Here is a 24,846-nt window from a genome sequence, read left to right on the forward strand (position 1 = left end):
GTCCCACACGCGAGTTTGGGGGAAGGTGTACGTGCCCGGTTCGGCTCAACCGGGCACGTACACCTCACTCAGGCTGCGGCAACCACGGGTGGGGCGGCCTGACGCCCGGTCGCGACATCCAGCACTTCGGCGAACTCGACCTCGTCGTCGCCGCGCCACGCGACGTGATGATCAGGGCGCACGAGCACCAGAGGCGCGCCGTAGAGAGCGCGTGCACGCTCGTCGTCGACGACTACCGAGCTCATCGGCACGCCCCACTCGACAGCTGTCGCGTGCGCACGTGCGGCCGCTGCCTCCGCACCTGGTGCGACGACCAGGGTGAAATCCGGGCCGAAGGCGGCGTACAGCGAGGTGCCGTCGGCCAGGCGTACGTGCGGGGCGCGGTGGCCGGGCTTCGCGACGGCGTCATATCGCAGCGAAGACCACGGGGGTACCGTCGCGTCGTCGGGCACGATGATGTCGCTTGCATAGCGCTGGTCGAGGACGATGCCACGGGAGATGTACTGCTGACGCGTGGCGCTCCACAGTCGCTCACCCCACGCACGCCGGCGCGCTTCCGCCTCTACGCCCGGCGCGAGGTAGTCGGTCTCGCTCATCTCCGTCATGATCGCCTTCGCCTCGCCGACGAAACGGGCGACATTGCCGGACGCCTCGGATGCGTTGCGTACCGCGATGGGGCGCCGCTCGTGCTCGTAGCTGTCCAGCAGCCCGTCGCCGCCCCAGCCGTTCAGGACCGCAGCGAGCTTCCAACCAAGGTCGACGGCGTCGCCGAAGCCGGAGTTGAGATTGTGGCCTCCGAACGGGGCGTAGAGATGAGCGGCGTCGCCGGCGAGGAACAGGCGTCCGGCGCGATATGCATCGGCGATACGCTCGTGCACCTTGTATACGCCCGCGTATACGAACTCGACCTCTTCTTCGTCGCGACCAATGATGCGACGACCGAGTTCTTGGAGGTCGATGTCGTCGATGTCGACGTCGACCGGGTATCCCGGCACATGCGCGCAGAAGAGATCGCCTCCGATCGGGACGACCAGTGCCCCGCCCTCGGGGTGGGTGAGGTTCGAGAATGCAGCGGGGGTCAGACGGTAGTCGTCGAGAACGCCGGGCGCCCGGAAGTGCAGCAGCAAGTTCGCGCTGATGCCGCCGCGCCCCGAACGGGTGATCCCGGCAGTGGTGCGCACGATGCTTTGCGGGCCGTCGGCGCCCACCGCATACTCAGCGACGATCCGGCGCTCTTCGCCCGTCTCGACGTGGCGCATGCGAGCCACGACCTCATCGTCCTGTGCCAGCTCTAGTACCTCCCAGCCTGCTGCGTATGTGGCGCCGCTGCGCTGAATCGCCGCACGCAGCACCCGGAGCGTGTCGGGCTGCATCACGACCTGGGCGCGCTCGCGCAGGTCGTCGGACTCCTGCTCGGTGTGGAAGTCGAAGCCCTCACGGAAGTGCCCGAGATCGCGACCAGTGAGCGAAGTACCGAAAGTGACGCCCTGCAGCCAACCCTGAGGCGTCACGGCGGCGGCGCGAATGTCGTCGGCGATGCCCCAGCGCGCCATGTGCTCGAGCGTGCGCGCGTTCAGCAGCATCGCCTTGACCGGCACTGCCGGAGTTACGAGCTCCTTCTCGACGACGACCGCGTCGACTCCGCGATGGGCGAGTTCGATGGCTAGCGCGCAGCCGACCGGGCCGCCGCCCACGATGAGCACGCTAGTACGGGTTGGGATGTCGAGGTCCATTTCGGGCATTCCTTACTTGGATGTCGGAGCGTCGCGCGGGGGATCCCGCGCGCGGCATCGGGATCCTCAGCGACGATAGGCTAGGCATGTTTCTGCGCCCCTCGCCCGTCGTGACTGCGAGGTAACTCTGACCTCTCGCGTTCGATGGAGCGCGAGAGAGGTCTGAAACACGTCCGAAACAGGGTCGACGACTGAAGGTCACGGTCGTTGTGCATCGCCTGGATCGAAGCGCGCGTAGAAGAGGTTCAGGGCGCCGTTCAGCATCCGCGTAATGAGGCCAGCGGAGAGAGCAATGTCCTCCACATTTGGGCGGGTTGGGCGCAGGTGGCCGGTCGGGGTGTCAGCGACTCGACGGTGCTCGGTCGGCACCATTGAGCCATGCGCGAGCTCGCTAAGTTGGCTCCACAGCCGCGCGATGCCGCCGTCTTCACCCTGTTCGAGGTCCTGGCGCTCGGCCGCCGTGATGAAGTCCTCAGCTTGGAGAGTCGTAGGTGCGGGCAGTGTGCCGACCGCCTTCTTGAACGTTTCGTCGAGGTCGGCTATGTATCGCTTCGCGTTCGACGCGGTCGCCTTCAATGACTCAGCGCTGGGACGCTGGGGGCTTGCCTTTAGCATCTTCGTTGCGCGGGTCTTGCTTCTGTTTGGTGCGTCCCGGGCGAGTAGCCAGGCCCGCACCAATCGCTCCTCTACTTCGTCGGGCTCCAGTAGCCAGATCGTCCTCAGCGCGTTGTCGAGCATTGCACGCATGAGCATGTAGTCAGATGGCACATGATGACTTGGTACGTGCCATGCCATTTCGAGGACTTCGGCGGAGTCGAATGTGCTGTTGAGCATGAAGGCTGCGTGTGGAAGCGTGCTGACCGTCCGCCGTACCAACTTCAGATCGGCTTCGAAGTCCGATCCCTCGGGTGGAAGGCCTGCAGTGATCACTCCGCGGAACGAGTCGCGCAGGTCAAGCCAGTATTTCGAGATCTCCTGAAGGCGTATCGCTGCATTGTCCACCCCCGGATTCTCGCACCGACTGGTTCGATCGCTCTGGCTCGAGGCGTGGGGGGTCGGGGTCGCGTGACCTGGATGCTGGCGGACCTCACGTCCATCCGAACGCGCCCGAAAGTCGGTCCTTGAGCGCGCGGTCCGACACCCGCGCTACGCGACCGTGGACTCGACGCAGCCCCGGACTTCGTAGAACCCGGCCGCTCCAGAGTGCAGAGCAGGTTCCTCATCCGAGTCCACCGCGCGCATGCCCCGACGGACCAGTTAGGCGATCGCGGCATCGCCACCGCAGACGCCAAGAGCGGCACGCGACCTCGCCCGATTTGACCCATGACGTCGGCCAAGGAAGTCAAGATCAACGACGCACGCAGGCACTTTCTGTGAATGCAAACCATAGATAGGTAAGAGCGAGTATCCTCGGCGCTATGCGCGGGGGTCTTGAGCGGTGGAAGCGTGGAGTCGAATCTCACGGCGTTCGCGCCGCGATCGCGTATGCGCTCGATGGTGAGTGTGACGCGGCATCACGTCTCTCGAGTGGGACGGTGGCGCTCGCCGACTACTCGGCCGGTAGCCCGACCGTCACGCGCTTCACGGTTCGGGACGGGCAGATCGCGTCGGATGAACTGGACCGCGATCAGCTCTGCAGCTGGGTCGACGGATGCGATCCGCTGACAGGCGACCGGCGTGGACGGCTGCTCGCCTCGCCGGACGCGGATCTGGTGCTCGACGGAACGATCAACGCCCCGAAGTCATACAGCCTCGTGACGCTCCTCCACCCGGAACTTGCACGAGAGTTCGAAGCGCTGCAGGACCGGCTCCGCGACCGAGTGATCATCATGTGGCAGCGGGAGCTGAATGCTCGACGCGGCGCGGGCGGCCGCATTCGAGAGGACCTGGTGCAGGTCGAGGTCGTCGAGCTCAAGCACCGGCGGTCCCGCGCACTCGACCCACACATCCATCGGCACCTGTGGCTGAACGTGCGCGTGCAGGGGCGGGACGGGCAATGGTCGAACGTCGACTCGCGCGTGGCGATGAAGATGCACACGCTCATCAATGCCGAGGGCGAGCTGGCCGCGCGCACCGATCCCGAGTGGATCGCGGCGCTCGCCCGCCACGGGTACAGCCTCAACGAGTCCGGCGAGGTCGTCGAGGTCGCGCACGCCGTGCGGCCGCTGTCGCGGCGGTCCAACCAGATCGAGAAGAACCGTGCGGTGCTGCTCGCGCGGTGGCGCCAGGAGCATCCGGGCCAGGAGCCGGGGCGAGACGTCCTGCAACAGATCGACCGAAAGGCGTGGGCGCAGGGGAGGCCCGCGAAGCCCACGCACTTCGACGAGGACGCGTGGGAGCAGCTCGTGCTCGACGAGCTCGCAGATATCGACCCGGCTCTCACCGCGCCCCGTCCGCCGATGCTCGCAACGGCGCAGCGCGATGTGGACGTCGACCTTTTCGCGGCGCGTGCGATCGTCGACGCCGATGCACGGGCGGCGGCCTCGGGGGGACGCTTCAGTATGTTCGACGTGCGCGCCGGCGCGACGCGCGCGCTCGCCGCATCGGGGATCGTGGCGACGCGGGAGCAGCTCCAAGACCACATCGACCACATCGTCGAACGTGCGATGGCGCACACGGTCGACCTCATCGACGGCGACCGCCCCGCGCACGTGAAGGGCCACATGGCCGCATCGACCGCATCGCTCAAGGTCGAACTCGCTGCGCGCTTCGACGCCCTGCACTGTGCCGGAGGGGCGCTGTCGCCCGAGGCGATGCAGCTCGTCGCGGGATCGGCGCTCGGCGGTGATCTTGTGCTCGAGGCGGGGCAGGCGAGCGCTGCGGGCGCGATCGCCGGCAGCGACCGTCTCGTCACGGTCACGGGCCCTGCGGGCACGGGCAAGACGACGACACTGCGAGTCGCTCGGCACGCGCTCGCGCTCCAGGGACGACAGATGGTCGTGGTGGCGCCGACGAAGAAGGCGGCGTCGGTCGCAGCGCGAGAGGTCGGCGCGACGGCGTCGAGCCTTCACGCGCTGCTGGCCGACCACGGATGGCGGTGGAGCCGCGACGCGGCCGGCGCCGAGCGGTGGGAGCGACTGCAGGTCGGCGAGACGGATGCCGCGACAGGCATGCAGTACCGCGGGCCAACGAAGTACCCACTCGCGGCCGACGACCGGATCGTGGTCGACGAGGCCGGAATGGTCGACCTCCACACCGCGACGGCCCTCGCGACGCTCGCCGGCGAGACCGGAGCGGGGATCGCCATGGTCGGAGACCACCTGCAGGCGATGCCCGTCGGACACTCGGGCGCGATGGCGTGCATGGCCAGACGCAGCAGCGCCGTCGTCGAACTGACCGCGGTCCATCGCTTCCGCGACCCCGAGTACGCCGAACTCACACTGCGACTGCGCGAACCGGGTTCACGCGAGGCGGCGCTCGCGGTGGCCGACGACCTCGCCGCACGGGGGCTGGTCACCCGTGTTTCGGACTCGCTCGCCGCTCGTGATGCGATGGTCGAGGGCTACTTCCGGTGGAGCTCCGACCACAAGCGGGTGGCTTTGGTCACTGGCACCAACGACGAAGCGGATGCGATCAACGACGCGATCCAGGAGCGGCGTCTCGAGCTCGGCCAGCTGAGGATGGAGCGCATTGCCGTAGGCCAGGGGGAGCAGCGGATCCTCGAGGGCGACGTCGTGCAGACGCGACGCAACGATCGCGCGGCGGATGTCGAGAACCGGGCCCTGTGGACGGTCCGCAGCATCACGTCTTCGGGAGTCGTGCTCGCGAGCGTCGCCGACTCCGCCGATGTGCGGACGGTGTCGGCGGACTACGTCGCAGATCACGTCCACCTCGCGTACGCGTCGACGGTGCACGGCATCCAGGGCGAGACGACGGATGCATCGATCGTCGGGCCGGGCGTCGACGCATCCGGGCTGTACGTCGGGATGACGCGAGGCCGCGTCCGCAACGAGGTGATCGCGGTCGCGCGCACCGATGCCCTCGCCCGGGACGCGATCGCCGACAGCATGATGCGCGGAACGATCGAGGTCACGATCGACGACGCGCGCCGAGCGGCACTGACGGAACTTCGCCGCGCCGCCCTGCCGCCCGAAGAGGCGGCCGCGTGGAGCGATCGTGACGCCCGGCCGTACGGTGCGGTAGACGGCATCGACCGGCTCGAGGCGATGATGCGCGAAGACATCGCACGCCGACGCGCGCACGCGGACCCCATCCAGGAGTGGCTCGCCGGCACCGAGATGCTCGTCGCCCAGCTCGAGGCCGAAGATGCGACGACCGTCGCAGATACCCACGGCCGAAGTCTCATCGAGATCGAGGCCGACGACACCGCCGCGGCACTGCGGGAGCGACGCATCGCCCGGGCCGCCGAGCTCGCCACGGCCGAGGCGGGCCTGGCCGAAGCCGAGGCGACCCTCGCCCGGGTCGTCGCGGAGCGCGAGCTGCGCCACAGCGTTGACCCGGCAGGTCGGGCGAGGGAGGAGCGCGACCGCGCACTGGCCGCGGCCGCCACGGGCACAGTCGACCGGCGAAGCGGGATCGGGCTCAGCTGAATCCCGTAGGTCGGCGTCAGGCAGCGCTCGGGGTGGATGAACGGACGCAGGGGTGGAGCACAAGAAGCGGGCGGGAGTACGATGACTCCCGCCCGCACCTTGATCTGATGGGTCAGCGCGCGAGCCCCGCACCGGTGGTCGAGACCGGTGCCACTTCCGGCCCCGAGGCGTACTCGGGGCCGTTAGCTTTTGGGGCGCGGGCCACGTCGACGCTCGTGAACTTCAGCGACGCGGCGACGTTGTCCGCGACCACGTCGCGGGTCTCCCGGGTCTGGCCGGTCTCCTTGTCGGTGTAGGTGCTGAAGCGGAGGTCGCCGGCCAGCAGCACCGAGTCGCCCTTGTGCAGCGATTCGGCGACGTGACGGGCCTGCTGGTTGAACACGACGACGCGGTGGAACACCGTGCCTGCGTCCTCCCAGCGTCCGGTCGACTCGTTGAGGCGGCGGTCGTTGACGGCGACGGTGAACCGGGCGTACTCGTTGCCCGACTCGCTGGCGCCGTGTTCGGGGTCACCGGTGAGGTTGCCCTCGAGGGTGACCGGGATCCTGGTCGTCATCCTGCTTTCCTTCCTATCGGTGAGAGACATCCGGGCGGATGCCTCAGTGGGCGTGGCTCTGGTTGGTCCACGTCTCCCACTCCTCCTCGTCCGTCACGCCCTTCCATCGGCGGGGTCGGCGTGACGAGTGGCCCTCGCTGCATCCGCCGTTGTAGGCGTTCCGCAGCCGGGGCATGGCGTTGGCGAAGTGCTGGTGCCACGTGATGGGCCCGTTGCCGCTGTCGGTCGGGTGGAACGCGGCGCGGTGCGCGCTGTGCAATGCGGAGAGCTCCTCCACGAGCGCGCCGTGCTTCCACCAGCACTCCGGGATCAGCGAGACCGAGATCTCGTAGCGGACGGTGACCCATTCGACCCAGTCGCGCAGCGCGCGCCATTCGTCGCGCGCCTGCTGGTCCTGCATCGTGCGCCAGCTCGTCGCGCCCCCGATCGAGGGCGGCGAGGGCGGTGGGCTGGGACGTGTCATGTCGTCCACGAGTGCCTGTTGGGCTTGGCTGCGGGCGTCCGAGTCAGGCATGCGAGTCCTCCTGGGTCATGGCGTTCTTCAACAGGGCGAGCGCGACCATGGTGGCGTCGCGGCGGGTGCGCTGCCGCGACAGCACGGTGTCGCGGTCGATGAGCCGGTGTAACACCTCGTGGCACGCGGGATGCAACGGGACGAGGTCCTCGTCACGCTCAAGCGACCGCCACCCCCGCGCGCCCTTCACGACACCGGCATAGTCGAGATGATGCAGCTCGAGTGAGCGTTGGTCGCCTGCGGCATCACACAGCGCGCACACGATCGGGTGTCCGGTCGCAGCCCGAGCACGGAACCAGCGGTCGCGGCGCGCGAACCACGCCGGAGACCTCAGGAACCCTGCCCGGTAGCCGCTGTTGAACGTGGGTCGACGCCGGTTACTCATCGTCGGCCTCCGTCGCGGCGACCCTCTCCCGGGCGTCCTCATCGTCGGCCTTGACCGTGGTGGGCCACTGTCGGATGTCTTGCTCGTTCGCCTCGGCGAACACCTCGCGTTGTTCGCGCTCGGTTTCGCGCTTGCCGGCCTGGATGTCGCGGGCGTCGCGGCGGTCGTCCCAGCCAGCGAGTTCGAGGAGCACCGGGCTGAGATTGCGGAAGGCGAGCAGTCCGGTGTCTGCTGGCATCCGCCTGATCTCGTCGACCGACATGATCGGCCGGCGCTCGTGGTGCTCGCTGGTGTTGTAGCGGGAGCTGTCGTTGCTCCAGGATCGCTGCGTGCGCCGGAAGTCGCGGTCGCCGAGCATCGTTTCGACGTCCCGTAGGTGTTCGACGTGTGATGCGCCGCCGAGGAGCAGCTTCGCGGTCGCTGCAGCCCAGATGGTGTCGGCTTCAGCGCGGGACCATGAGGTCTCGGCCTGCGAGAGGGCCTGCAGGACGACGAAGGTGCAGATGCCGCGTCCGCCGCCGTCGGCCATGATCCTGGGTAGATTGCCCCATCGGAACATGTTCACGATCTCGTCGAGGATGAGTCCGAGCGGGTGGGTGAGGCGCGCATTGGGGGACGAGAGCGCCTCTTTGCGGGCGACCTCGACGATGTCGTCGACGAGGGCGCCCAAGAACCCGCCCATCGCCGATGCCCCGGAGGCGGAGCCGATCAGGTAGAGCGTGTTCGGGGCGCGGAGGAACTCGCGCGGGTCGAACACGGGGTCGCCCGGGCGGGGCATGAGGGTGTCGCGGATCTGCGGCACTGCGAGCGGCGCGACGGCCTGCGCGACGCCGAACCAGATGGAGGAGAGCAGCTTCTCGTCGCCGGACAGCGTCGCGTCCAGGCTCGAAGCCCAGGTTCGTGCGCCGTTGTCGGCGAGGATCGGAAGCGCGTCGCGAGCGACCATGGGGTTCGAACCCCACTCGTACAGCTTGTCGACCCCGTGGCCGCCGAGAGCGCAGGCGTGCAGCAACCGGCCGAGGACGAGCCCGGATGCCTGTGCCCACTCGGCGTTCGTCGTTGAGGTCCCGAGTGCGGTGCCGGTGATGATGGCGGTGCCGCGCTGGGTGGCGACCAGCGGGTTCTCGCACCCGGCGATCGGGCTGATCCGGATCGGATGCCGGACGCCGCTGAGACCCTGCGGGTCGAACACGTGGACGTCGCCGCGGCGCTGGCGCATCCGCATCGTCGCGGTCAGGTTGTCGTTCGTCGTCGACGTCGTGATGAGCGGACCCGACCAGTCGAGGATCGCCGAGATCAGCACCCGGTACCCCTTCCCCGACCGGGGTGGTCCCTCGAGGGCCACGGAGTCCTCGATCGACACATACACGTCCGTCCCGCGTGAGCGGCCGACGCGCCACCCGACGTCGGTCGGCTTCGGGTTGGGGACGTCGGGCCGCAGCTGGCTCGCGCGGCGCAAGACGGCTTTGGCGGACAGGAACTCCTGCAGGTCGCGCGCATGCGCGAAGCCCGGGCGCGACCGCAGCTCGGCAAGGAAGTAGCGGCTGGACTCCCGGTACTTCCGCCACTTCACCAGACCGAACACCGCGGCAGCTGCGACGAGCACCACGAGGGCGATGTCCGCGATGCGGATCGGCACCACGGGCAGTGCGCAGCCCGCGGGCGGTTCATATGCGTTCGCCTGACCGGAGATCGCGAGCCAGAGCCCCGAGAACATGTTCTCGGGCGTCGGTCGCGCCCCACAGAGTAGCTGGGTGGTCGCTTCGGCGACGAACCCGAAGATGAGGCTGAGGACGAACGCGACGGCGATGCCGATCGCGATGGCCTTGCCCAGCAGAGCCTGCATGATGGCTTCCCTTCCTCAGAGCTCGGATGCCGCGGCCGCCGCGACCCGCAGCCAGGCTTCACGTGTGGCGGGGCGCAGCGCGTCATGCCGGAGTGGGCCGGACTTCAGCGCCGGGTCGAACGGCACGATCTCGACCGCGCGAACGAGCGGAGCGAACCGGTCGGCGATCGCCCGCACGTCCCGCATGCTGGAGCGTTCGGACTGCGTCACGACGACCACGGCGTTCGCGGCGAGTGCCGACGAGCGGTGATCGCGGGCGTGGAGCGCGTCGAGCAGCAGCGCTGCGGACTCCGCCGACTCGGGCGCGGTGAGGGTGGGGATCACCAGCTGAGCGGACGAGTCGACCATCCGCAGCCAGCGGTCGGCGGACTCGTCGTTGCCGGAGTCGAAGATCACGAGCCGGTAGTAGCGAGCGACGACCTGCAGGAGCCGGTCGAACTCGGCCTGGGCGATCCGCTGATGGACCGCGAGCAGCTCGGGGTTGGAGCGGAGGACGTCGTAGCGGTCCGCCGACTGGTGATGGACGAACGCCGCGATGTCCGAGACCGATGCGCCTGAGGCGAGCAGCTCGTCGGCCTGGGGGAGCAGATCGCGGATGGTGGTGTCGTAGCGGCCGGTCTCGGTGCGCCAGCCGAGGGTGCCGCGGGTGTCGTTGTTGTCCCACGCGAGCACGTTGCCCCCGCCGGAACGACCGTAGACGGCGGCGAGCATCGCTGTGGTGATCGTCTTGCCGACGCCGCCCTTGCCGTTGACGACGGCGATGCTGCGGCATCCGGCCCAGTGCTGGGAGACGGTGCGGACCGCTTCGGCGCGCGCGGTCTCGACATCCGAGGTCGTGGGCAGGAACCCAAGCCGCAGCATCAGGCCGCGGAAGCCGGTTCGCCTCTCTGCGGCCGTTGGCGCGGGGCCAGCGGCGATGAAGGTTGCTCGGGGTGCGGCATCCGCCGATTCCTCGGGCGCGGGCGCTGTGGTCGACGCGTGCACCGGCGGCGGAGTCTCGATCAGGTCAGGGTCGGCGATGTCGTCGAGATCCTCCACATCGTCGATGTCGCTGAGGTCGTCGCCCTCCTCGATGGCTTCGAGTGCGCGGAGCGCGGGGCGGGTGATCGCGCCGTCGGCGGCGATGACGAGCCGGTGCTCGCCGCGGTCGCCGTCGGTCACGAGCTCGAGTGGGGCGCCGACCTTGCGGGCTTCGTCCGTGGCGCGCCGCATCACGGTGCTGCGGATGTCTTCGGCGGTGGTCGCGACGAGCGACTCGCGCTGGCCGTCGTGGCCGACGAAGGTCGCGGTGGGGCCGGTGACGGTGGCGTAGACCCGCAGGTTGGCGGCGATGGTCATGGTGTGCTCCTCTCCGAGGCGGCGAGCCAGCCGTCGAGGCTGTCGTCGGGGGCGTCCGGCCAGATCTCGTCGAGTTCGGCGGTGCCGAACGCGGGCGACAAGACGGTGTCTTCGCGGTCGGATGCTTCGACCGCGTCGTCGGTCTTGAACAGCTCGTACTCCCACCCGGTCGACGTCGCGAAGCAGTCGACGAGGTAGGAGTACTGGCCGACGTAGGCGATGAACTCGCCCTTGCGCAGCTGGCGGGCCATCTCGACGTGTGGGGCCGGCATGTTCAGCCGCTGCCGCAGGCTGGTCTGCTCCTGGTGGTTGACCCGGAAGATGAACTTGTTCTCGATGTCGCCGACGATCGAGTAGGCGAGGTTGCGCTCCTGCGAGTCTGCGTCGCCGACAGCATCCAGGTCGCCCATCTTGTGCAGGATGACGATGTTGCTGATGCCGTAGTGGCGCGAGAGTTTGAGCCACTGCTGGTACATCTGCAGGCTCGCCAGCGACGTCATGTCGCGCCAGCCTTCCTCGCGGATGACGTAGCGGGTGCGCTTGGCGGAGCGGTCCGATACGACGGCTTGGATCCACGCGGTCGTGCACACCTGGGTGATCTGCGCGACGAGCTCGCCACGCGCGAACAGCTCCGAGGTGTCGACCACCACGATCGGCGACTCGGCGTCGAACGCGACAGTCGACTCGTCCTCGAACAGACCCGACAGGTCGCCGTCGACGAACCGGCGGAGCACGAACCGCGGTTGCACCGCGCCGTCGGCGAGGCGGAAGTCGGTGCCGCCGTCCTCGACGATCGTGCCCAGGTGATCGTAGATGCTCCGCAGCGTCGGTCGGTCGGCGGTGCTGCGGATGCTGCGCTGGAGCGCTTCGTGGAGGGCGGCGTGCTCGACCGCGGTCAGTCGCCCGCCGCCGAGCGCCATCTCGACGATCGAGATCAGCGTGGTGATGCGGCGCTGGCGGACCATCTGCTCGTCCTGGTCGTCGGTGGCGTCGCTGCGGCGCGGGCCTCGGTCGAGCGGGTTGAGCCGTGCGGAGGTGCCGCCGCCGAGCCGGATAACGGTGCCCTTCGGGATCGCTTCGGCGACCACGACCCATTCGCCCTTCGCATCGGACGGGACGACCGCCTGATGACCGAACGCGATCGACCGGGTCACGAGCGTCTTCACCGCGGCGGACTTGCCGGCGCGGTACGCGCCGAGGACGAGGATGTTCGTCGACAGCGACTGGCGGTCGGATCGGTCGACGTACGACTCCCACGGCGAGAAGTGCCACAGCGCGTCCGCGTTCATGTCGACCCCGACGATGGGCCCGCGGTCACCCAGACCGGCGTCCGCGACGAACGGGTAGATGCCTGCGATGTGCTGCGACGTCGCCTGGTGCGGCGGCAGGTCCGGGCGCGCCAGGTTCCAGTAGCCGCCGTCGACGAGTGCCGGCCCGAAGGGACCCGGGACGACCGCCTCGGGCAGTGACCGGTCGCGGCGGCGGGTGCGCTGCGGGCGCTCGGCACGTTCGGCATCCGCGATGGCGCGGCGAAGGTCGCGGCGTTCCTTGCGCGGAAGATCCCCCGGTTCGAAGACGACGGCGTGGCGTGTCATCACTTCATCCCCAGCCCGACGGGCAGCGCGTTGACCATGAGCGCTTCGGCCTGCTGGCAGTAGAGGACCTGCGCTTCCATGCCGGCGCGGGCGAGCGCATTGCGCATGCCGGCGACGGCTTGGTCGAGGCGGGCCTCGTCGGCGGCGCTGATGGTGAGGTATCCGCCGTAGCGGAACTCGCCGTGACCGGCGATGATCTCCTCCTCCTGCTTCTCGAGGGCGTCCCAGTCCGCGGCATCCGCTGCCGATCCGTCGGCGCCGCGCTTGGCGCGCAGCTTCTCGTTGCCGCGCCACACCTTCTTCTCATCGCGGATGCGCCGCAGCGCCTTCGACACCGGCACGGGGGTGAGCACGAGCGAGAACACGTGCGTCACTGCTTCGCCGGTGTTCGGATGCCGGGCGTACACGAGCGGGGAGACGAACCCGATCGGGGCATCGGAGCGCGGCCACTCGTGGATCCACATCGTGGTGTGCACGGCGGAGTCGGTGCGGACGATCCCGTGCCGGTCCTTCGGCTCCTCGAGGTACATCGGGCCGATCGCCGCAGAGTCGACACCGGCATCCTTCGGGGGTCGGTTCTGCACGTTGCTCGCGAACTCAGGGTCCATGGTGATGCGCGTCAGTGCCGAGATGTCGCGCGGCGTGAGCCACTTGCGGACCTTGACCTTCGCCGCGCCCAGCGCGTCGGCGAGGTTGGCCGCCTCGATGCGCGCGAGCGCCTGCACGGCATCCTTCCCACCGCCGAGCGACTTCAGCTGCGGGCCCATCACCACCAGGTCGAGGGTGAACGTGAGGTAGTTCCGGTGCGCGACCGCGAAGCGCTCGGACTGGTTCATCACCTCGGAGTAGTTGTCTGCCACCGGCGAGGTCGCGTCGAGCTTCCGCTTGGAGACGATCTCGTCATAGTGGTCTCGCGCAGAGCGGATGGTGGTGGGGATCGTGCGCTCCTGCAGGGTGAGGCGCTTGATGCCGGGACGCTGCGTGAACGATGCCAGGACGCGCGCCCACTGCTGGGCGAGATCGAACCGCTCAGGGTTGTCGTGCATCAGGAAGCCCTGCACCTCGAGCTCGGCGGTCACCGACGCGGTGCGGTCGTGCGGGTTGTAGACGCACGCGATGCCCTCGACCTCCCAGAGCTGGATCGACGCGCGCGTGCCCGGCAGGTTCAAGGTCCCCGCCAACCGCGGCTTCTCGGGCCGGTACACCTGCGTGGTCGCGCCCATCGCGTGCCGCACGCGCTTGAGGACCCACAGGCCCGCCATGCGCGGTGCCGAGATCCCGTGGATCGTCGTCAGCGCGGTGACTGCGAGGATCAGGTAGATCGGTGCCGCGTAGAGCAGACCCGGAGGCCCGAACCGGTTGACGCTGATCAGGATCACGATGGCGGCCGCGGCGATGAACGCGAGCTGCCAGCCGTCCATGCCGAGGACGACGCCCTGCCTCGAGCGGCGGGGGAGCCGCACGGGGCGGGTGAGGTCAGGAGTGGCGGTCATTTCGGTGTCCTCTCCGGTCGGACGGGAGCAGGGGGCTGCGGGGCGGCCGCGGGTCGTGAGTTCGGCGCGGGTGCCGGTGGTGCCGGGGCGTTGCGCGGGGGAGCGGATGCCGCCGACGACGACGCGCCGGCGCCGGGGCGACCTGCGGAGCCGGCGGCGCCGGCTGCCCCAGTTGGGCCAGACGAGCCGACCGGTGCGGTCTGGAATGTCGATCTGCCCGGCGCGGATGCGGATGGCGCGGCACTGCCGCGGCCGGGGACGACGCCCGCGGGGGAGGCCCCCAATCGGGTAGGAACGCGGACGGCGGTGCGGGCGGCGCCCGACGCCATGCGGCCGGCGCCGGACCCGAGCCGCGAGCCGACGCTGTCGGCGGCGACCGCGCCGACGAAGCTGAACAGGCCGAAGATCGCGAATGGTGCGAAGGCGACGAGGACGAGGCCGACCAGCAGCGGCCACGACTGGGGATCCCAGATCGTCTTCACACTCGCGAGTCCGTTGATGATGAGAGTGACGAACCCGACCGTGAGCGGCCCCGTCAGGAGCAGCACCACCACGGCCGAGACGTAGCGGACGACCCACTGCGGCCCGATCCCGCGCACGGGGAACAGCATCCACGCGACCGGTCCCACGGCGATGAGGGCCGCGAGGACGATGTTGCGGAACGCGAAGACGAGCCCGAGCAGCAGCATTCCGATCAAGATCAGCCCATGGATCAGGAACGCGAAGAAGTAGTTCGCCTGCCCGCCCGCCCACATCACGCTCTGCAGCGTCGCGAATAACTCGGTCGGCCCGCTGCGGTTGAGGATGTACCAGGTCATGTCGTCGATCGCGTTGAGCAGATGCCCGGTCAGCCACAGGGTGATCGGGACCGCGGGGATCGCAATGAACGTGCGGATGATCCCCCCGACGAGCTGCTCGCGGTCGCCCGAGACGACGGCGGCGCCGATCGCCCACACCATCGACCCGAATAGGACCATGAGCACCGCCCACTGCCAGAACGACCATTCGCCCGCGGCGGCATCCCACAGCAGAGTCGTGGTGTCGAAGCGCATGTTGGACGCGACCAGGTACATCGCGGCGGTCGCGTTCATCGCCATGCCACGGCCGGCGTTCTCGAACGTGATGCACACGAGGTCGCCGATGCTGCATCCGTACTCGACGAGGACCACCTTGCCGCCCGCGCCGCGGAGCGCCTCGGCATGCCCCTCGTACGTCGTGCAGACGGTCGCGCGTGCGCCCGCGTAGAAGACGCCGAGGTAGCACTGCTGCGGCTTGACGAGCGTCGGATCATCCGGCGTGCACGAGACCTGCCCGCCCGCCGCGACGCACGTCACCGGGTAGTCCGGCGCCGACCACGGCTCACCGGTCACCGTGGTCGACGCTTCGGTGCGGACGACTCCAGCGCCGGGCTCGGCTGCGCTCGCCGGGGCGGCGGTCAGCAGCAGGATGCCCGCGAGGGCGAGTCCTGTCGCGAGGGTCCGGACGGGGAACATCAGAATCCGAAGTCGAAGTTCACGAACCAGGCGAACAGGCCGGACGCGGCGCCGAGGATGGCGGCGGCGATGAAGATCCAGAGGATGTTCTCGCCCGCCCAGGTGCGCATCCGGTCGGACGCCAGGCCGCGGAACGCGAGCGAGGCTCCGGCGATGATCAGCATGATCAGCACCACGAGCATCGCTCCGGCGAGGATGTAGGACGCGACGACCTGAAAGCCGGCGAAGAACGGTGCCGTGAAGTCCGGCTCGATCTCGGGGATGTCGACCTCGGTGGGGGCGGTGTACGACATGCTGTGCTCCTTCACTGGTGGTTCACACGAGGGGAAGGCCGTGCGCGGCCATGAACGGTTGGGGGTCGATGGGGACGCCGTGGCGCTGCAGTTCGAAGTGGAGGTGGCAGCCGAACGAGCGGCCCGTATTGCCCTCGGCACCCACGGGTATGCCCGCGGTGATCGACTGACCGGCAGAGACGCGCAGCGATCCCCACTCCATGTGGCCGTAGAGCGAGACGAGCCCGTCGCCGTGGTCGATGCGGACGGTGTTCCCGTAGCCCTGATACGAGCCGGCGGTGATCACCTCGCCCGGGCCGGCGGCGTAGATCGTGCTGCCGCATCCCTGCGCCATGTCGTAGCCCATGTGATTCGTCGAGCAGTACGGGCATCCGATCACCGGGTTGTATCCGAACCCGCGGCCCTTGTTGTAGCTGCCCGCGAGGGGGTACGCCCAATCGCCCACGACCGCCGCCGGTGCCGCCTCAGGCTCGACCGCTGCCGCGCTGACCTGACTGCCCGCGACGATGAACGGGATCGCGATCAGCGGGGTGAGCGCGAACGCAACAAGGAGCGCGAGCACGCTCACCGCCCCGATCGCGACCCGGCGCCCGGCCCTCGTTCTGAGGGCTGCGAGGGCGACGATCGGGGCTCCCATGTCAGGGCTCCACTGTCTCCGTGAAGAACCGGACCACCTTGCAGTCCCCGGCCTGCTGTGACGAATCCGGCACGGGGACCGAGTCCGGGCCGCACAACACCTGCACGCTCACGCGTGTCGACTCGTCGTACGAGGTCTCGCCGCCGGAGCCATCGGAGCGGGTGAACGTGATGGTGACGTCAGCGGTGCCGATCGACATCTCACCGCTGTCGTCCTGCGGCACGGGCACGAACACGACCTCGCCGGTCGTGACCGAGCTCATGCGGCCGTCTTCGCTCGCGAGCGAGTCCCACTCCTGCTCGGGCAGCACCACCCCCTGGCGCATCTCGAGCTTCGCCGCGTCGAGTTCCGCCTGCCGGTCCTCCTCGCTTGTGTACCGGATGTCGGGGGTGAACCAGGTGCCGAGGTACGCGATCCATTCCTCGTACGACGACTTCGTGGTGTCGAAGCTGCCGGCCGCGGAGAGCGCGGTGCGCACGTACACCTGGGCATCCGTCGTGATCGGCTCTGGCACCCAGCCCTGATCCGATGCGCCCGGGTCCACCACGGTCGAGTCCGGACTGGTCGGATCGGGACTCGGCTCCGTCGGGGTGGGAGCGGCGGATGCCGTCGGTGCCGGCGTCGGGGAGTTGAGGACGCTTCCGATGATGAGCGCGACGACTCCGATGACCAGGACGCCACCGCCCACGATCGCCCACACCAGGCCTGTTCGCCGACGTCGATCCACCATCATCGCCCACCCTCCGTGCTTGCCGGAATGGCGATCGAGTGGGACAGTAGCGACCCCACCGCACGTCGCCGTGGCGAGATCCTACGCAGGCCGACGGCCGATGTCGAAGAATTTCGGTGGAGATTAAAGCGAGATGAGAAAGCGGGCGCGACAGTCATGAGGACCGTGCACGTACCACGTCGCGAGCGAAGCCTAACCGAGTCGACTTCCGCACGCATGTCGGCATTTCGGGGGACATGCAGGAAGCTGGGGCGGGGTTCCGCTGCGGTCTGAGTCCTCGATGCCATTGACATGACTGCATGATACATAGCTATACTCGCAAGAGTAAAGGACTTTTTCATACTGTCCTCTGGACGCGGTAGGGCGAGGTCCGAGAGAATGGGGCGTGCCCAAATACGCCCGCCCCGCGAACAGCGATCGCGCGGAGGATCCCATCGAAGCGTTCGGCAACCGGCTCCGAGCCGGCATCATCGGACACCTGAGGGCGCATCCGAACCAGACGCGCGCTGAGATCGCCGCTGCCCTCGACGTGCCGTCGCCGACCGTCTTCAACGCGCTCGAGAAGCTGCTCGCCGCAGAGCTGCTCATCTCCGACCCACCCCTCTCGCAGTGGGAGCGCGGGCAGCGCGTGCGATACCGGATCAACCAGCAGGCCGTCGCCGAGCTGTATCTGCAGCTCGGGCAGGCGCTGGGAGAGGTCTGACGGTGTCTTCCGTTCGCGGTACCGTGCGGGGAAGCGGCGCAGACTAGGTCGGGACTGAACAGGTGACGAGGTGAGCGCGATGGGCGAGATCAGCTTCGGTCAGCTTGTGGCAGCGAACTTCTGGCTGGTCCTCGTCGTAGCGGTCGTCCTCGCCGCTGTAGCTCTCGCGATCGTCGTCCGAACGCGTCGGCGCCGGCGTCGGATGCCCGCGGTCATCGATGGGATCCGGTTCGAGTGCCAGGATGTGCGCGTCGTCGACGACATGGTGGTCGAGCAGGACTGGCAGGTGACGTTCCTGCTTACGAACGTGACGAAGCAGCCGGCGCCGATGCCGGCGATCGGTGCGCGTGGAGTGGTGCGCGCGGGGAATGCGAGCTATGCAGGTTCGGTCGTCGTTGAGCGTTCTGCGACGGAGCTCAATCCGGGCGACCATGTGGTGCTGTGGCTTTCCCTCCGGTTGCCCGCAGGCCGGGTCCCGACGCGCGGGGCGCTCGCGCTCATGCGGACCAAAGGAGAGCTGGAAATTCTGTTTGCCGTCGCGACAGAGACAATCGTCACGACGAGGGCATGAGCCTCGACTCGCGGCGCGCACGACCAACCCCGAGCGTTCTCATCCACGCGCGGGTCATACGATGCGAATCCGTGGATAGCGAGGCGTACTGACTTCCGCGAGTCGCGCCCGTCCCGTGATCGACCGGCTATCGCCCGCGGAATCGAATTGCTTCTCGTAGTGCGAGGATCGCGCCGGTCACGCTTGCGAGGAGGAGGAGTGCAGGGATAGCGAGATCGATGTAGCTCACTGGTTCGGGCACTCCTGCTTGGTGGGCGGCTCGGTCACTGGCTGCAGGTGGACACGTCGGTCGGCGCGGTATCCACGATCTCGGTCGTCACAGCTGTCCAGCCGAGGGGGCTGCCAGCGGCTAGGGGACCGTAGCTTTCGAGCGCTATGCGTCGCTCGCCGATGAACTGCCCGGTTGCGGGGTCGATGATCATTTCTTCGCGAACGTTGCTGTTCGCCTCATCACGGCCGAAGGCGATGCCGGTGGTTCCGTTCAGGGTCGCTTGGTTGTCGGTGATGGTGACGCCCGGGATCAGCGCGGCCGCTTGATACATGGCGGCGCGGTACTCGGCGGGCACGGTGCCCATCCGCAGCGTGTCCATGATCCAGCCGAGTGCTTGACCGTCGCGAGACTGGCCTGAGTCTCCGTTGAATCGGTAGATCTCGTTGAGCAGCTCGCGGGGCTCCAAGGGAAGCTGTGAGTAGTCGTCGCTGCTGCCGTCGAGCGTTGTGTATTCGGCGACCGGGCCGCCGATCGCGGATTCGCCGTCGGGCAGGTCGTACTTGCGGAGGCCGCCGGGCGCTTCTTGAAGGTGGCCGGCGGCCTCGCCCGTGAATGAAGGGTCTTGCTGTGCCGCCAGCTCGGATTCCGGACCGAAGGTCTGGTCGAGCGTTACGCGACACTGGATCCACCACCAGGAGTCACTGCGATCCGCGGGCAAGAACACCTCGTACTGCTCTCCCTGCATGTAGTACTGAGGTTCAATCGTTCCGAGGTCCTCCACGACGCCGTTCACGCGGGCGGCGTCCACGTCCTCCTCGAGCCGTCTCTCCGTCAGATGCGACCCGTCGGTGCGCACGCGAAGGTACTGCCCGGGCGCGAGCTGGGGGTCGCTCACTTCAAGGGCGGCGAGAGCGGCTGCGTTGAGGACGTCGGCGGCGGCCGGATCGGCTCCGCCGTGCCACCCACCGATCCCGAACAGATTGCCGCTGACGAGCGCGACCGTCAGGGCGGTGGCCCCGAGGGCAGAGAATCCGGTCCACGCGAAGGTGCGGCGTCGACGTCGACGCAACGGTTGCGGGGTGAACGAGGTGTCGTTCCCGAGGGCCGCGAACGGCGCGTACGGTGTTTCCGCTTCGATCTGGGCGAACAGCTCGGCGCGTCCGCGAGCAACATTCGCCGGCGTGCGCTCGGGGATGTCAGTCCGCGCTCGGCGCAGGAGCGAGATCTCGTCCATGGCTCTGTTCCTTCTCTTGGCTCGTGGTCAGTTCGATTGCGGCGCGCAGTTTGCGGCGGGCGCGGTTCAGTCGTGAGCGGACGGTCCCGACCGGGATGTTCAGCGCTTGGCTGATGCCCTCGTAGTCGAGATCTCCGAACGTGTACAGCAGGAGTGTGTCGCGGTCGCCGGTAGGTAGGCGGGCGAGTGCGCGGCCGAGACGACGCGCGAGGCGCTTCGCATCGAGGCGAGCGTCCGCGGCGTCGATCTCATCGACGTCGACGCGGGCCAGATCCGACGCGAGCATGCCCCGCCACGCTCTCGCTTCCGTCCGTGCGTGCTGGCGCATCAGGGTCGTCGCGATCCCGAGCAGCCACGGTCGCGCATCCCCGCCCCCCGTGAAATCACGGCGGCGGGTGAACGCAACGAGGAACGTCTCCGAAGCAATGTCGTCCGCCAGGGACGCGCCCAGCCGGCGGGCCGCGTAACGGAAGACAACTCGCTCATGCCGGTCGTACACCTCAGCGAACGCCGCCGGCTGCTCAAGCGAGCGGCGGATGATCTCGCCGTCAGGGGTGGTCACACTAGGTATTGTCCGATCCAGCCACTCGAGTTCACGCCAACTTCCGATGTGCTCGGCGATGCCCGGGTTACGTCCATCCATCGCTAGATTCGTGTCGTGGGTAGTGTTCGGGGCGCAGCGTTCGTGTTCGTCGCGCTGGTGCTGTCAGTGGCGCTGACTGGCTGCTCGATCGACTCGGTGATCTGGGGAGCGGACGGCGCTCGCGTGATCCAGACGACCGAGGAGCTCATCGACGCCATGGTGGAGGACGATACGACTGATCTCGTCTGCGCGGACTCCGTAGCGGAGCTCGGCGAACCGAGCGATTGGGTCGGTCTCTCGGCAGGCGAGCCCGAGCACTTCTTCGCTGACTATTGGGACGAGCAGGTGCCGCTCGATCCGCAGTGGAACATCAACCTCGAGGGTCTGCCCAAGGGGCTGACGCCCGGTTCCACCTTCCCGGGTGATGTCTTCTACCGAGAGACTGATGAGGGCCTATGCGTGATCGACATCGCATGGTCAACCCTCGTCACCGAGGGTTGACCCTCACGACCCGCACCGCACACGGCGTTCGCCTGCGGGAATGCAACTATCGATTTCCACGCGCACACAGCGGGCCGGCTCGAGGTACGACCCGCTGCTCGCAGCAACCGGGGGCGACTGCCTAGGTCTCGGGGGTGGATCGGAACACATCGACGCTCGCGGGTCGGTGTCGCGCGGCGAGCAGGAGAGCCAGCGTGCCGAGGCCGAGAGTCCCCGCGAGGAATGCCAGAGTGCTGAGCATCGCGAACAAGCCCACGTATAGCTGCGCGTCCGCGCCACCGATCGACGCGATCACCAGCTGCGGGACCGACCACGCGAGTGCGTACAGACCAAGGACCCACAGTGGCGCCCACTTCCACGGCGGGGCCACAACGCCAGCACGCGAGATCTGCAAGGCAGCGATCAGCCCTGCGGCCGCCGGGACGACCAGGCCGACGTACCCGAACACCGTCCACGCGGCGCCATACCCCTCTGGCTCGACCATGCCCAGCGGTACCGTTGCCAGACCCGTAAGGAGCGGCCACACCGCGACCACGGCCATCGCCAGCACTCCGAGCGGCCGTCGTGTAACGAGGCTCGCTTCACGCACCAGGCCGATCGCCAGAACCAGCACGCCAGCCGCGTAGAACGCGTCCCCCGCCACATTGAGGAACTGTGCGCCGGGCGTGCCCATAAGACTCGTGCGGAGCATCCCGATCACCCCGCACAAGAGCAATCCCGTGCCACCCGCGATCCACGTCCTCGTCACCTGCCGCACCGGCCCAGACTATCGATCCGCCGCGCGCACTCGGAGCCCGGCGTGGGACCCCGACCGAAGCCGATAGAGCCCGCCCGCGACCTTCGCGCTGCGTGCAACGCACGAAGACCGACCGTCAGTCGAACGATCGCCTACGCCGCGTGAGTTCGGCACCGCATGCCGTGGACCGGGGAAGTCCTATGGACCCACGGCGCTGCTTCTAGCCGCTCAGACTCTGCCAGATCGCGTACTCGGCGTACTCGTTGTCCGCGATGCACTCATCAGGGACGTCGGTGAGGTGGATGTATCCTCCGCCACCCTCGATATGGTCGCCGACGTGAAGCGGGGACAATCCCGGAACCACCACTTCAGCACCATCGTCGCTGAGCCGAGTCCCAAAAGGGAACTGCAAGGGGTAGGTGACATCCTCGATCGCTACGGCCAAGCATCCCGAGTCAGTAGTCGTCAGTGTTCCTGAGATCTGCGCAGCCATCCCAGCGTCTGATCGCTCCTGAGCCACCATCGCCGTGACTCCGCCTGCTTGCTGAACGGGACTCTCGCCAGAGCACCCGACGACGAGCAGGGAGATAGTCGCCAAGGTGAGCGGGACAGCGGCGAGGCGGTTCACGTGGCGAGTATCGCACGCTGTCTCGTCCACGCTCGTTCTTTCGGCGACCATCGGGTCAGCGGCCGCGTTCTCAAACCCATGGGTGCTCACCCGCCGACCGTGATCGGATTCATGGGTTGAGCGCCGACAACCTCGCCGACGCGTCTATCTACCTGGTCGATCGGATCGCCAGATCAGCCATCCGGCGGCGACTGCGATCGCGATCAATGATGCCGCCCAGACCCAGATATTCGTATCGAACCCGAACACCGACTGCGGCGAAAAGTCCTTACACAGCGGGTCGAGCGAGTCCTCGGAGGCTGCGCAACCACGGACCGAAACCAGCGGAGCGAGCAACAGGGAGGCAAGGAACGCAGTGAGCAGCGCGCCAATCAGGATGACAGCAGTGCGGTGCTGCTTCGCGTTCACAACCAGAAGCTAGCGCATCGGCGCGTGACCGCGGATGCGCTGCCGTCTCGCGACCGTTCACCGACCGGTGATCGGGCTCCGACGTCGAGTCCGTTGCCCCGTTGGCCGTGCTCGGTCACGGCTGCGTGGCGCCTCATCCAGAATGGCTGAGTGAGTGATGCCCCAGACGATTGGTTCCCTGATGCGCTCGCAGGCACGACTGCCGGCGGGCGGTTCCTTGCTCGCCTTCGCCAGCTCGCGATGGATTGGACCGAACTCGGGCTCGACGCCGGGTTGTCAACGAGCGTGCCGGTTCCGAAACCGTTCGTCGGCGTCGAACTTCCGCACCTCTCCGCACCTCTGCGGTGGCTCTGGATTCTGTTCCTCGAGACGCCCGACGGGCTGGCGGTGGACTGTGAGTGGGGCGACGACACCCGCTTCAACGATTGGGGCCCTATCGACGGCAATTTGCACGCGTCGAAGCCCGAGCCGGATGCCACGCCGGAGGAGATGGCGGCGACTGCAGCGAACTGGATACGAGCGCAGGCCGGTCGCGTCGTGCGTCGAGACGACTGGAATGGCCGTCACCCGCGATCAGGGTGGACCTTCGTGGACACGGGGGCGGTCCTGGCGGAGTCCCGGCCCGCCCTGTGGCGGAAGAGAGTCGAGCCCGATGCGAGCCGGATCGAGCGGATCGGAACGTGAGGCCGGCTCGCCCTCGGCAGGCATCGCCCGCGTCCCCGAGACCGCGCGTGGTCCGCTTAGGGCCTCACCGATCGTTTCGCTGAGCGACCGGGCAGCGAGCGCCTGATGTCAGGTTCTGGCTTCGTGACGGTGGGGCTTGAGCCGGGCGGGTGCGTCGGTGGCGGGTATCCATTCTGCCTGGAAGGTGCCGCGGTAGCCGAAGAGGAACCCGAAGCGGCGGTTATGGACCTCGAGGTCGATGTGGAAGGACTGGTCGCTGTCGTCGTAGTACTCGTGGAGGCGGGCGCGGCCGCTGAACAGCATGGGGAAGCGGAAGCCGAAGGGGCCTTCGTAGAAGCGTTGCGCGTCCGAGGTGAGAACGAGCCCTCCACGGTCGTCGACGCGCAGGTCGAGGTCGACGGCAAGGTGCTGGTGGGTGCCGAGGTAGTCGACGATCCGGCCGTCGTCGAGGATCATGGTGGCGTCGAACCGGTGGTGCTTCGCTCCGATGGTGTACTCGCGCACGAACGTGACGGTCTCCCGACCGAGCGGATCGCGGTACGGGAAGTTCTCGATCACGAACGCCACGTCGGTGCCGGTGTCGGGGATGAGGATGTTGCGCAGGCGGCCGATCTGGAGGAACGGGATCGTCCACCACGGCCCGCGCCGGATGCTGGTCATCACCCCGCGCCCGACGCATGCTTCACCGGAGTCCAGCCCCACGCTGAACCGTCGTCGCATCATGGGGTGCAGCCGATCGAAATCAGCCCCGAGCGCCACCTCGAAGATCGATGTCACCGGATCACCTCCGGGTCTGGCAGGGCCGCCAGGGAGGGTGGCGCGTCGGCGAGATGGTCGTCGCGCCGGGATCTCCCCCGCGGTCCTCGCAGACAACGGGCGGCACGCGGACGGTCCGGCCGCCACCACCAGAACACGCTCCGCAGCGGCCAACGCTCGGGCGGGACACCGGTCTCCAACCAGATCCGCAACCGGTCGAAGCTCCACGCCGTCGCCCACCCGAGCAGCGGGCGCACGACCACGTCCAGCACACCCCACCCCGGGGTGTAGTCGTAGCCCGTGACAAAGACCGTGGCCCGCTGCCCAGCGGCGACGTACCGCCAGTAGCCGCGACCGGCGGCGATGGGAGACAGTCGATCCTCCGTCTGGAACCGCAACGCCGAGGTCCGTGCCCCGTCGAGACCGGTCTTCTCGCCCAGGCTGATCCCGCTTCCCCGCACGGTGTGGAACGGGACACGCCGTTCATAGGTGAACGTCGAGGCGCCAGCCGCGGTCACCCCGACGGGCGAGATGCTCGAGAACCGCACATCCCAGCGCACGTGCTGGGCAGGGTCCTGCGTGGCATCCCACACGGCATCCACGTCGGCACGGATCGAAGCCTCGACGTAGATGGCCCGACTTCGCACAGAACGAACCTACGGCACCCC

At 68.2% G+C, this 24,846-nt stretch carries 25 protein-coding genes; 5 read left to right on the forward strand and 20 right to left on the reverse strand.

Going from position 1 to position 24,846, the window contains the following annotated elements; genetic code table 11:
* Positions 1-68 precede the first annotated feature (68 nt).
* The gene (locus P0L94_15825; GenBank protein WES63923.1) at positions 69-1,733 is read right to left on the reverse strand and encodes an FAD-dependent monooxygenase; all 1,665 of its coding nucleotides are present in this window, start codon (positions 1,731-1,733) and stop codon (positions 69-71) included.
* Between the two features lie 198 nt (positions 1,734-1,931).
* Positions 1,932-2,735, reverse strand: coding sequence for a hypothetical protein (locus tag P0L94_15830; GenBank protein WES63924.1), 804 nt, complete (start codon positions 2,733-2,735; stop codon positions 1,932-1,934).
* Between the two features lie 533 nt (positions 2,736-3,268).
* Here P0L94_15830 and P0L94_15835 point away from each other — a divergent pair.
* Positions 3,269-6,283 (forward strand): AAA family ATPase, encoded by a 3,015-nt coding sequence (locus tag P0L94_15835; protein ID WES63925.1) that lies wholly within the window; start codon positions 3,269-3,271, stop codon positions 6,281-6,283.
* A gap of 112 nt (positions 6,284-6,395) precedes the next feature.
* Here P0L94_15835 and P0L94_15840 read toward each other — a convergent pair whose 3' ends face one another.
* The 11 genes from P0L94_15840 to P0L94_15890 are packed head-to-tail and all read right to left on the reverse strand — an operon-like array spanning position 6,396 to position 17,166.
* The gene (locus P0L94_15840; GenBank protein ID WES63926.1) at positions 6,396-6,839 is read right to left on the reverse strand and encodes a single-stranded DNA-binding protein; all 444 of its coding nucleotides are present in this window, start codon (positions 6,837-6,839) and stop codon (positions 6,396-6,398) included.
* 43 nt (positions 6,840-6,882) lie between these two features.
* A complete protein-coding gene (locus P0L94_15845; protein ID WES63927.1) occupies positions 6,883-7,353 on the reverse strand; it encodes a hypothetical protein in 471 nt (156 codons plus the stop codon).
* Positions 7,346-7,738, reverse strand: coding sequence for a hypothetical protein (locus tag P0L94_15850; protein ID WES63928.1), 393 nt, complete (start codon positions 7,736-7,738; stop codon positions 7,346-7,348). Before P0L94_15850 ends, P0L94_15845 begins: the two co-directional genes overlap by 8 nt.
* Positions 7,731-9,584, reverse strand: coding sequence for a TraM recognition domain-containing protein (locus tag P0L94_15855; protein WES63929.1), 1,854 nt, complete (start codon positions 9,582-9,584; stop codon positions 7,731-7,733). The genes P0L94_15850 and P0L94_15855 overlap by 8 nt, the downstream gene beginning before the upstream one ends.
* 15 nt (positions 9,585-9,599) lie before the next feature.
* The gene (locus P0L94_15860; GenBank protein ID WES63930.1) at positions 9,600-10,922 is read right to left on the reverse strand and encodes a ParA family protein; all 1,323 of its coding nucleotides are present in this window, start codon (positions 10,920-10,922) and stop codon (positions 9,600-9,602) included.
* Positions 10,919-12,517, reverse strand: coding sequence for a hypothetical protein (locus P0L94_15865; protein ID WES63931.1), 1,599 nt, complete (start codon positions 12,515-12,517; stop codon positions 10,919-10,921). Before P0L94_15865 ends, P0L94_15860 begins: the two co-directional genes overlap by 4 nt.
* Entirely contained in the window at positions 12,517-14,010 is a 1,494-nt protein-coding gene (locus P0L94_15870; protein ID WES63932.1) for a hypothetical protein, read from the reverse strand. The genes P0L94_15865 and P0L94_15870 overlap by 1 nt, the downstream gene beginning before the upstream one ends.
* Positions 14,007-15,503: a hypothetical protein gene (locus tag P0L94_15875; GenBank protein ID WES63933.1), complete on the reverse strand. Its 1,497-nt coding sequence runs from the start codon at positions 15,501-15,503 to the stop codon at positions 14,007-14,009. The genes P0L94_15870 and P0L94_15875 overlap by 4 nt, the downstream gene beginning before the upstream one ends.
* Positions 15,503-15,796 carry a hypothetical protein gene (locus P0L94_15880; protein ID WES63934.1) on the reverse strand — a complete coding sequence of 98 codons (294 nt, stop codon included), beginning with the start codon at positions 15,794-15,796 and terminating at the stop codon, positions 15,503-15,505. The genes P0L94_15875 and P0L94_15880 overlap by 1 nt, the downstream gene beginning before the upstream one ends.
* 22 nt (positions 15,797-15,818) lie before the next feature.
* Positions 15,819-16,433 (reverse strand): M23 family metallopeptidase, encoded by a 615-nt coding sequence (locus P0L94_15885; protein WES63935.1) that lies wholly within the window; start codon positions 16,431-16,433, stop codon positions 15,819-15,821.
* Between the two features lies 1 nt (position 16,434).
* A complete protein-coding gene (locus P0L94_15890) occupies positions 16,435-17,166 on the reverse strand; it encodes a hypothetical protein (GenBank protein WES63936.1) in 732 nt (243 codons plus the stop codon).
* A 382-nt stretch (positions 17,167-17,548) separates the two neighbouring features.
* Here P0L94_15890 and P0L94_15895 point away from each other — a divergent pair, with 382 nt between their 5' ends.
* Positions 17,549-17,866, forward strand: a complete 318-nt coding sequence (locus P0L94_15895) for a helix-turn-helix domain-containing protein (GenBank protein ID WES63937.1) — start codon at positions 17,549-17,551, stop codon at positions 17,864-17,866.
* A 79-nt stretch (positions 17,867-17,945) separates the two neighbouring features.
* Complete coding sequence (locus P0L94_15900) at positions 17,946-18,437, forward strand: hypothetical protein (protein ID WES63938.1); 492 nt, start codon at positions 17,946-17,948, stop codon at positions 18,435-18,437.
* 263 nt (positions 18,438-18,700) lie between these two features.
* Here P0L94_15900 and P0L94_15905 read toward each other — a convergent pair whose 3' ends face one another.
* Both P0L94_15905 and P0L94_15910 read right to left on the reverse strand, forming a co-directional pair.
* Positions 18,701-19,882 (reverse strand): hypothetical protein, encoded by a 1,182-nt coding sequence (locus P0L94_15905; GenBank protein WES63939.1) that lies wholly within the window; start codon positions 19,880-19,882, stop codon positions 18,701-18,703.
* A complete protein-coding gene (locus P0L94_15910) occupies positions 19,845-20,444 on the reverse strand; it encodes an RNA polymerase sigma factor (protein WES63940.1) in 600 nt (199 codons plus the stop codon). Before P0L94_15910 ends, P0L94_15905 begins: the two co-directional genes overlap by 38 nt.
* Before the next feature lie 123 nt (positions 20,445-20,567).
* Here P0L94_15910 and P0L94_15915 point away from each other — a divergent pair, with 123 nt between their 5' ends.
* Complete coding sequence (locus tag P0L94_15915) at positions 20,568-20,966, forward strand: hypothetical protein (GenBank protein ID WES63941.1); 399 nt, start codon at positions 20,568-20,570, stop codon at positions 20,964-20,966.
* A 121-nt stretch (positions 20,967-21,087) separates the two neighbouring features.
* Here P0L94_15915 and P0L94_15920 read toward each other — a convergent pair whose 3' ends face one another.
* The 3 genes from P0L94_15920 to P0L94_15930 all read right to left on the reverse strand — a co-directional run bounded on the left by P0L94_15920 (position 21,088) and on the right by P0L94_15930 (position 22,738).
* Positions 21,088-21,723, reverse strand: a complete 636-nt coding sequence (locus P0L94_15920; protein ID WES63942.1) for a hypothetical protein — start codon at positions 21,721-21,723, stop codon at positions 21,088-21,090.
* 199 nt (positions 21,724-21,922) lie between these two features.
* Entirely contained in the window at positions 21,923-22,330 is a 408-nt protein-coding gene (locus P0L94_15925; GenBank protein WES63943.1) for a hypothetical protein, read from the reverse strand.
* A gap of 144 nt (positions 22,331-22,474) precedes the next feature.
* A complete protein-coding gene (locus tag P0L94_15930) occupies positions 22,475-22,738 on the reverse strand; it encodes a hypothetical protein (GenBank protein ID WES63944.1) in 264 nt (87 codons plus the stop codon).
* Between the two features lie 150 nt (positions 22,739-22,888).
* On the opposite strand from P0L94_15930, the gene P0L94_15935 reads away from it, so the two are divergent.
* Complete coding sequence (locus P0L94_15935) at positions 22,889-23,422, forward strand: hypothetical protein (protein ID WES63945.1); 534 nt, start codon at positions 22,889-22,891, stop codon at positions 23,420-23,422.
* A gap of 108 nt (positions 23,423-23,530) precedes the next feature.
* Here the strand turns inward: P0L94_15935 and P0L94_15940 are convergent, their stop codons facing one another.
* Both P0L94_15940 and P0L94_15945 read right to left on the reverse strand, forming a co-directional pair.
* Positions 23,531-24,199, reverse strand: coding sequence for a DUF4166 domain-containing protein (locus P0L94_15940; GenBank protein ID WES63946.1), 669 nt, complete (start codon positions 24,197-24,199; stop codon positions 23,531-23,533).
* Positions 24,196-24,825, reverse strand: a complete 630-nt coding sequence (locus tag P0L94_15945) for a hypothetical protein (GenBank protein ID WES63947.1) — start codon at positions 24,823-24,825, stop codon at positions 24,196-24,198. The genes P0L94_15940 and P0L94_15945 overlap by 4 nt, the downstream gene beginning before the upstream one ends.
* Positions 24,826-24,846: the final 21 nt, after the last annotated feature.

Source organism: Microbacter sp. GSS18 (assembly GCA_029319145.1).
Lineage (GTDB): Bacteria > Actinomycetota > Actinomycetes > Actinomycetales > Microbacteriaceae > Microbacterium.

Coding starts and splice junctions, on each gene's coding strand:
- P0L94_15890 (WES63936.1), bottom strand. CDS start 17,166: ATGATGGTGGATCGACGTCGGCGAACAGGCCTGGTGTGGGCGATCGTG.
- P0L94_15905 (WES63939.1), bottom strand. CDS start 19,882: ATGGACGAGATCTCGCTCCTGCGCCGAGCGCGGACTGACATCCCCGAG.
- P0L94_15875 (WES63933.1), bottom strand. CDS start 15,503: ATGTTCCCCGTCCGGACCCTCGCGACAGGACTCGCCCTCGCGGGCATC.
- P0L94_15885 (WES63935.1), bottom strand. CDS start 16,433: ATGGGAGCCCCGATCGTCGCCCTCGCAGCCCTCAGAACGAGGGCCGGG.
- P0L94_15865 (WES63931.1), bottom strand. CDS start 12,517: ATGACACGCCACGCCGTCGTCTTCGAACCGGGGGATCTTCCGCGCAAG.
- P0L94_15855 (WES63929.1), bottom strand. CDS start 9,584: ATGCAGGCTCTGCTGGGCAAGGCCATCGCGATCGGCATCGCCGTCGCG.
- P0L94_15880 (WES63934.1), bottom strand. CDS start 15,796: ATGTCGTACACCGCCCCCACCGAGGTCGACATCCCCGAGATCGAGCCG.
- P0L94_15860 (WES63930.1), bottom strand. CDS start 10,922: ATGACCATCGCCGCCAACCTGCGGGTCTACGCCACCGTCACCGGCCCC.
- P0L94_15840 (WES63926.1), bottom strand. CDS start 6,839: ATGACGACCAGGATCCCGGTCACCCTCGAGGGCAACCTCACCGGTGAC.
- P0L94_15845 (WES63927.1), bottom strand. CDS start 7,353: ATGCCTGACTCGGACGCCCGCAGCCAAGCCCAACAGGCACTCGTGGAC.
- P0L94_15870 (WES63932.1), bottom strand. CDS start 14,010: ATGACCGCCACTCCTGACCTCACCCGCCCCGTGCGGCTCCCCCGCCGC.
- P0L94_15825 (WES63923.1), bottom strand. CDS start 1,733: ATGGACCTCGACATCCCAACCCGTACTAGCGTGCTCATCGTGGGCGGC.
- P0L94_15850 (WES63928.1), bottom strand. CDS start 7,738: ATGAGTAACCGGCGTCGACCCACGTTCAACAGCGGCTACCGGGCAGGG.
- P0L94_15900 (WES63938.1), top strand. CDS start 17,946: ATGGGCGAGATCAGCTTCGGTCAGCTTGTGGCAGCGAACTTCTGGCTG.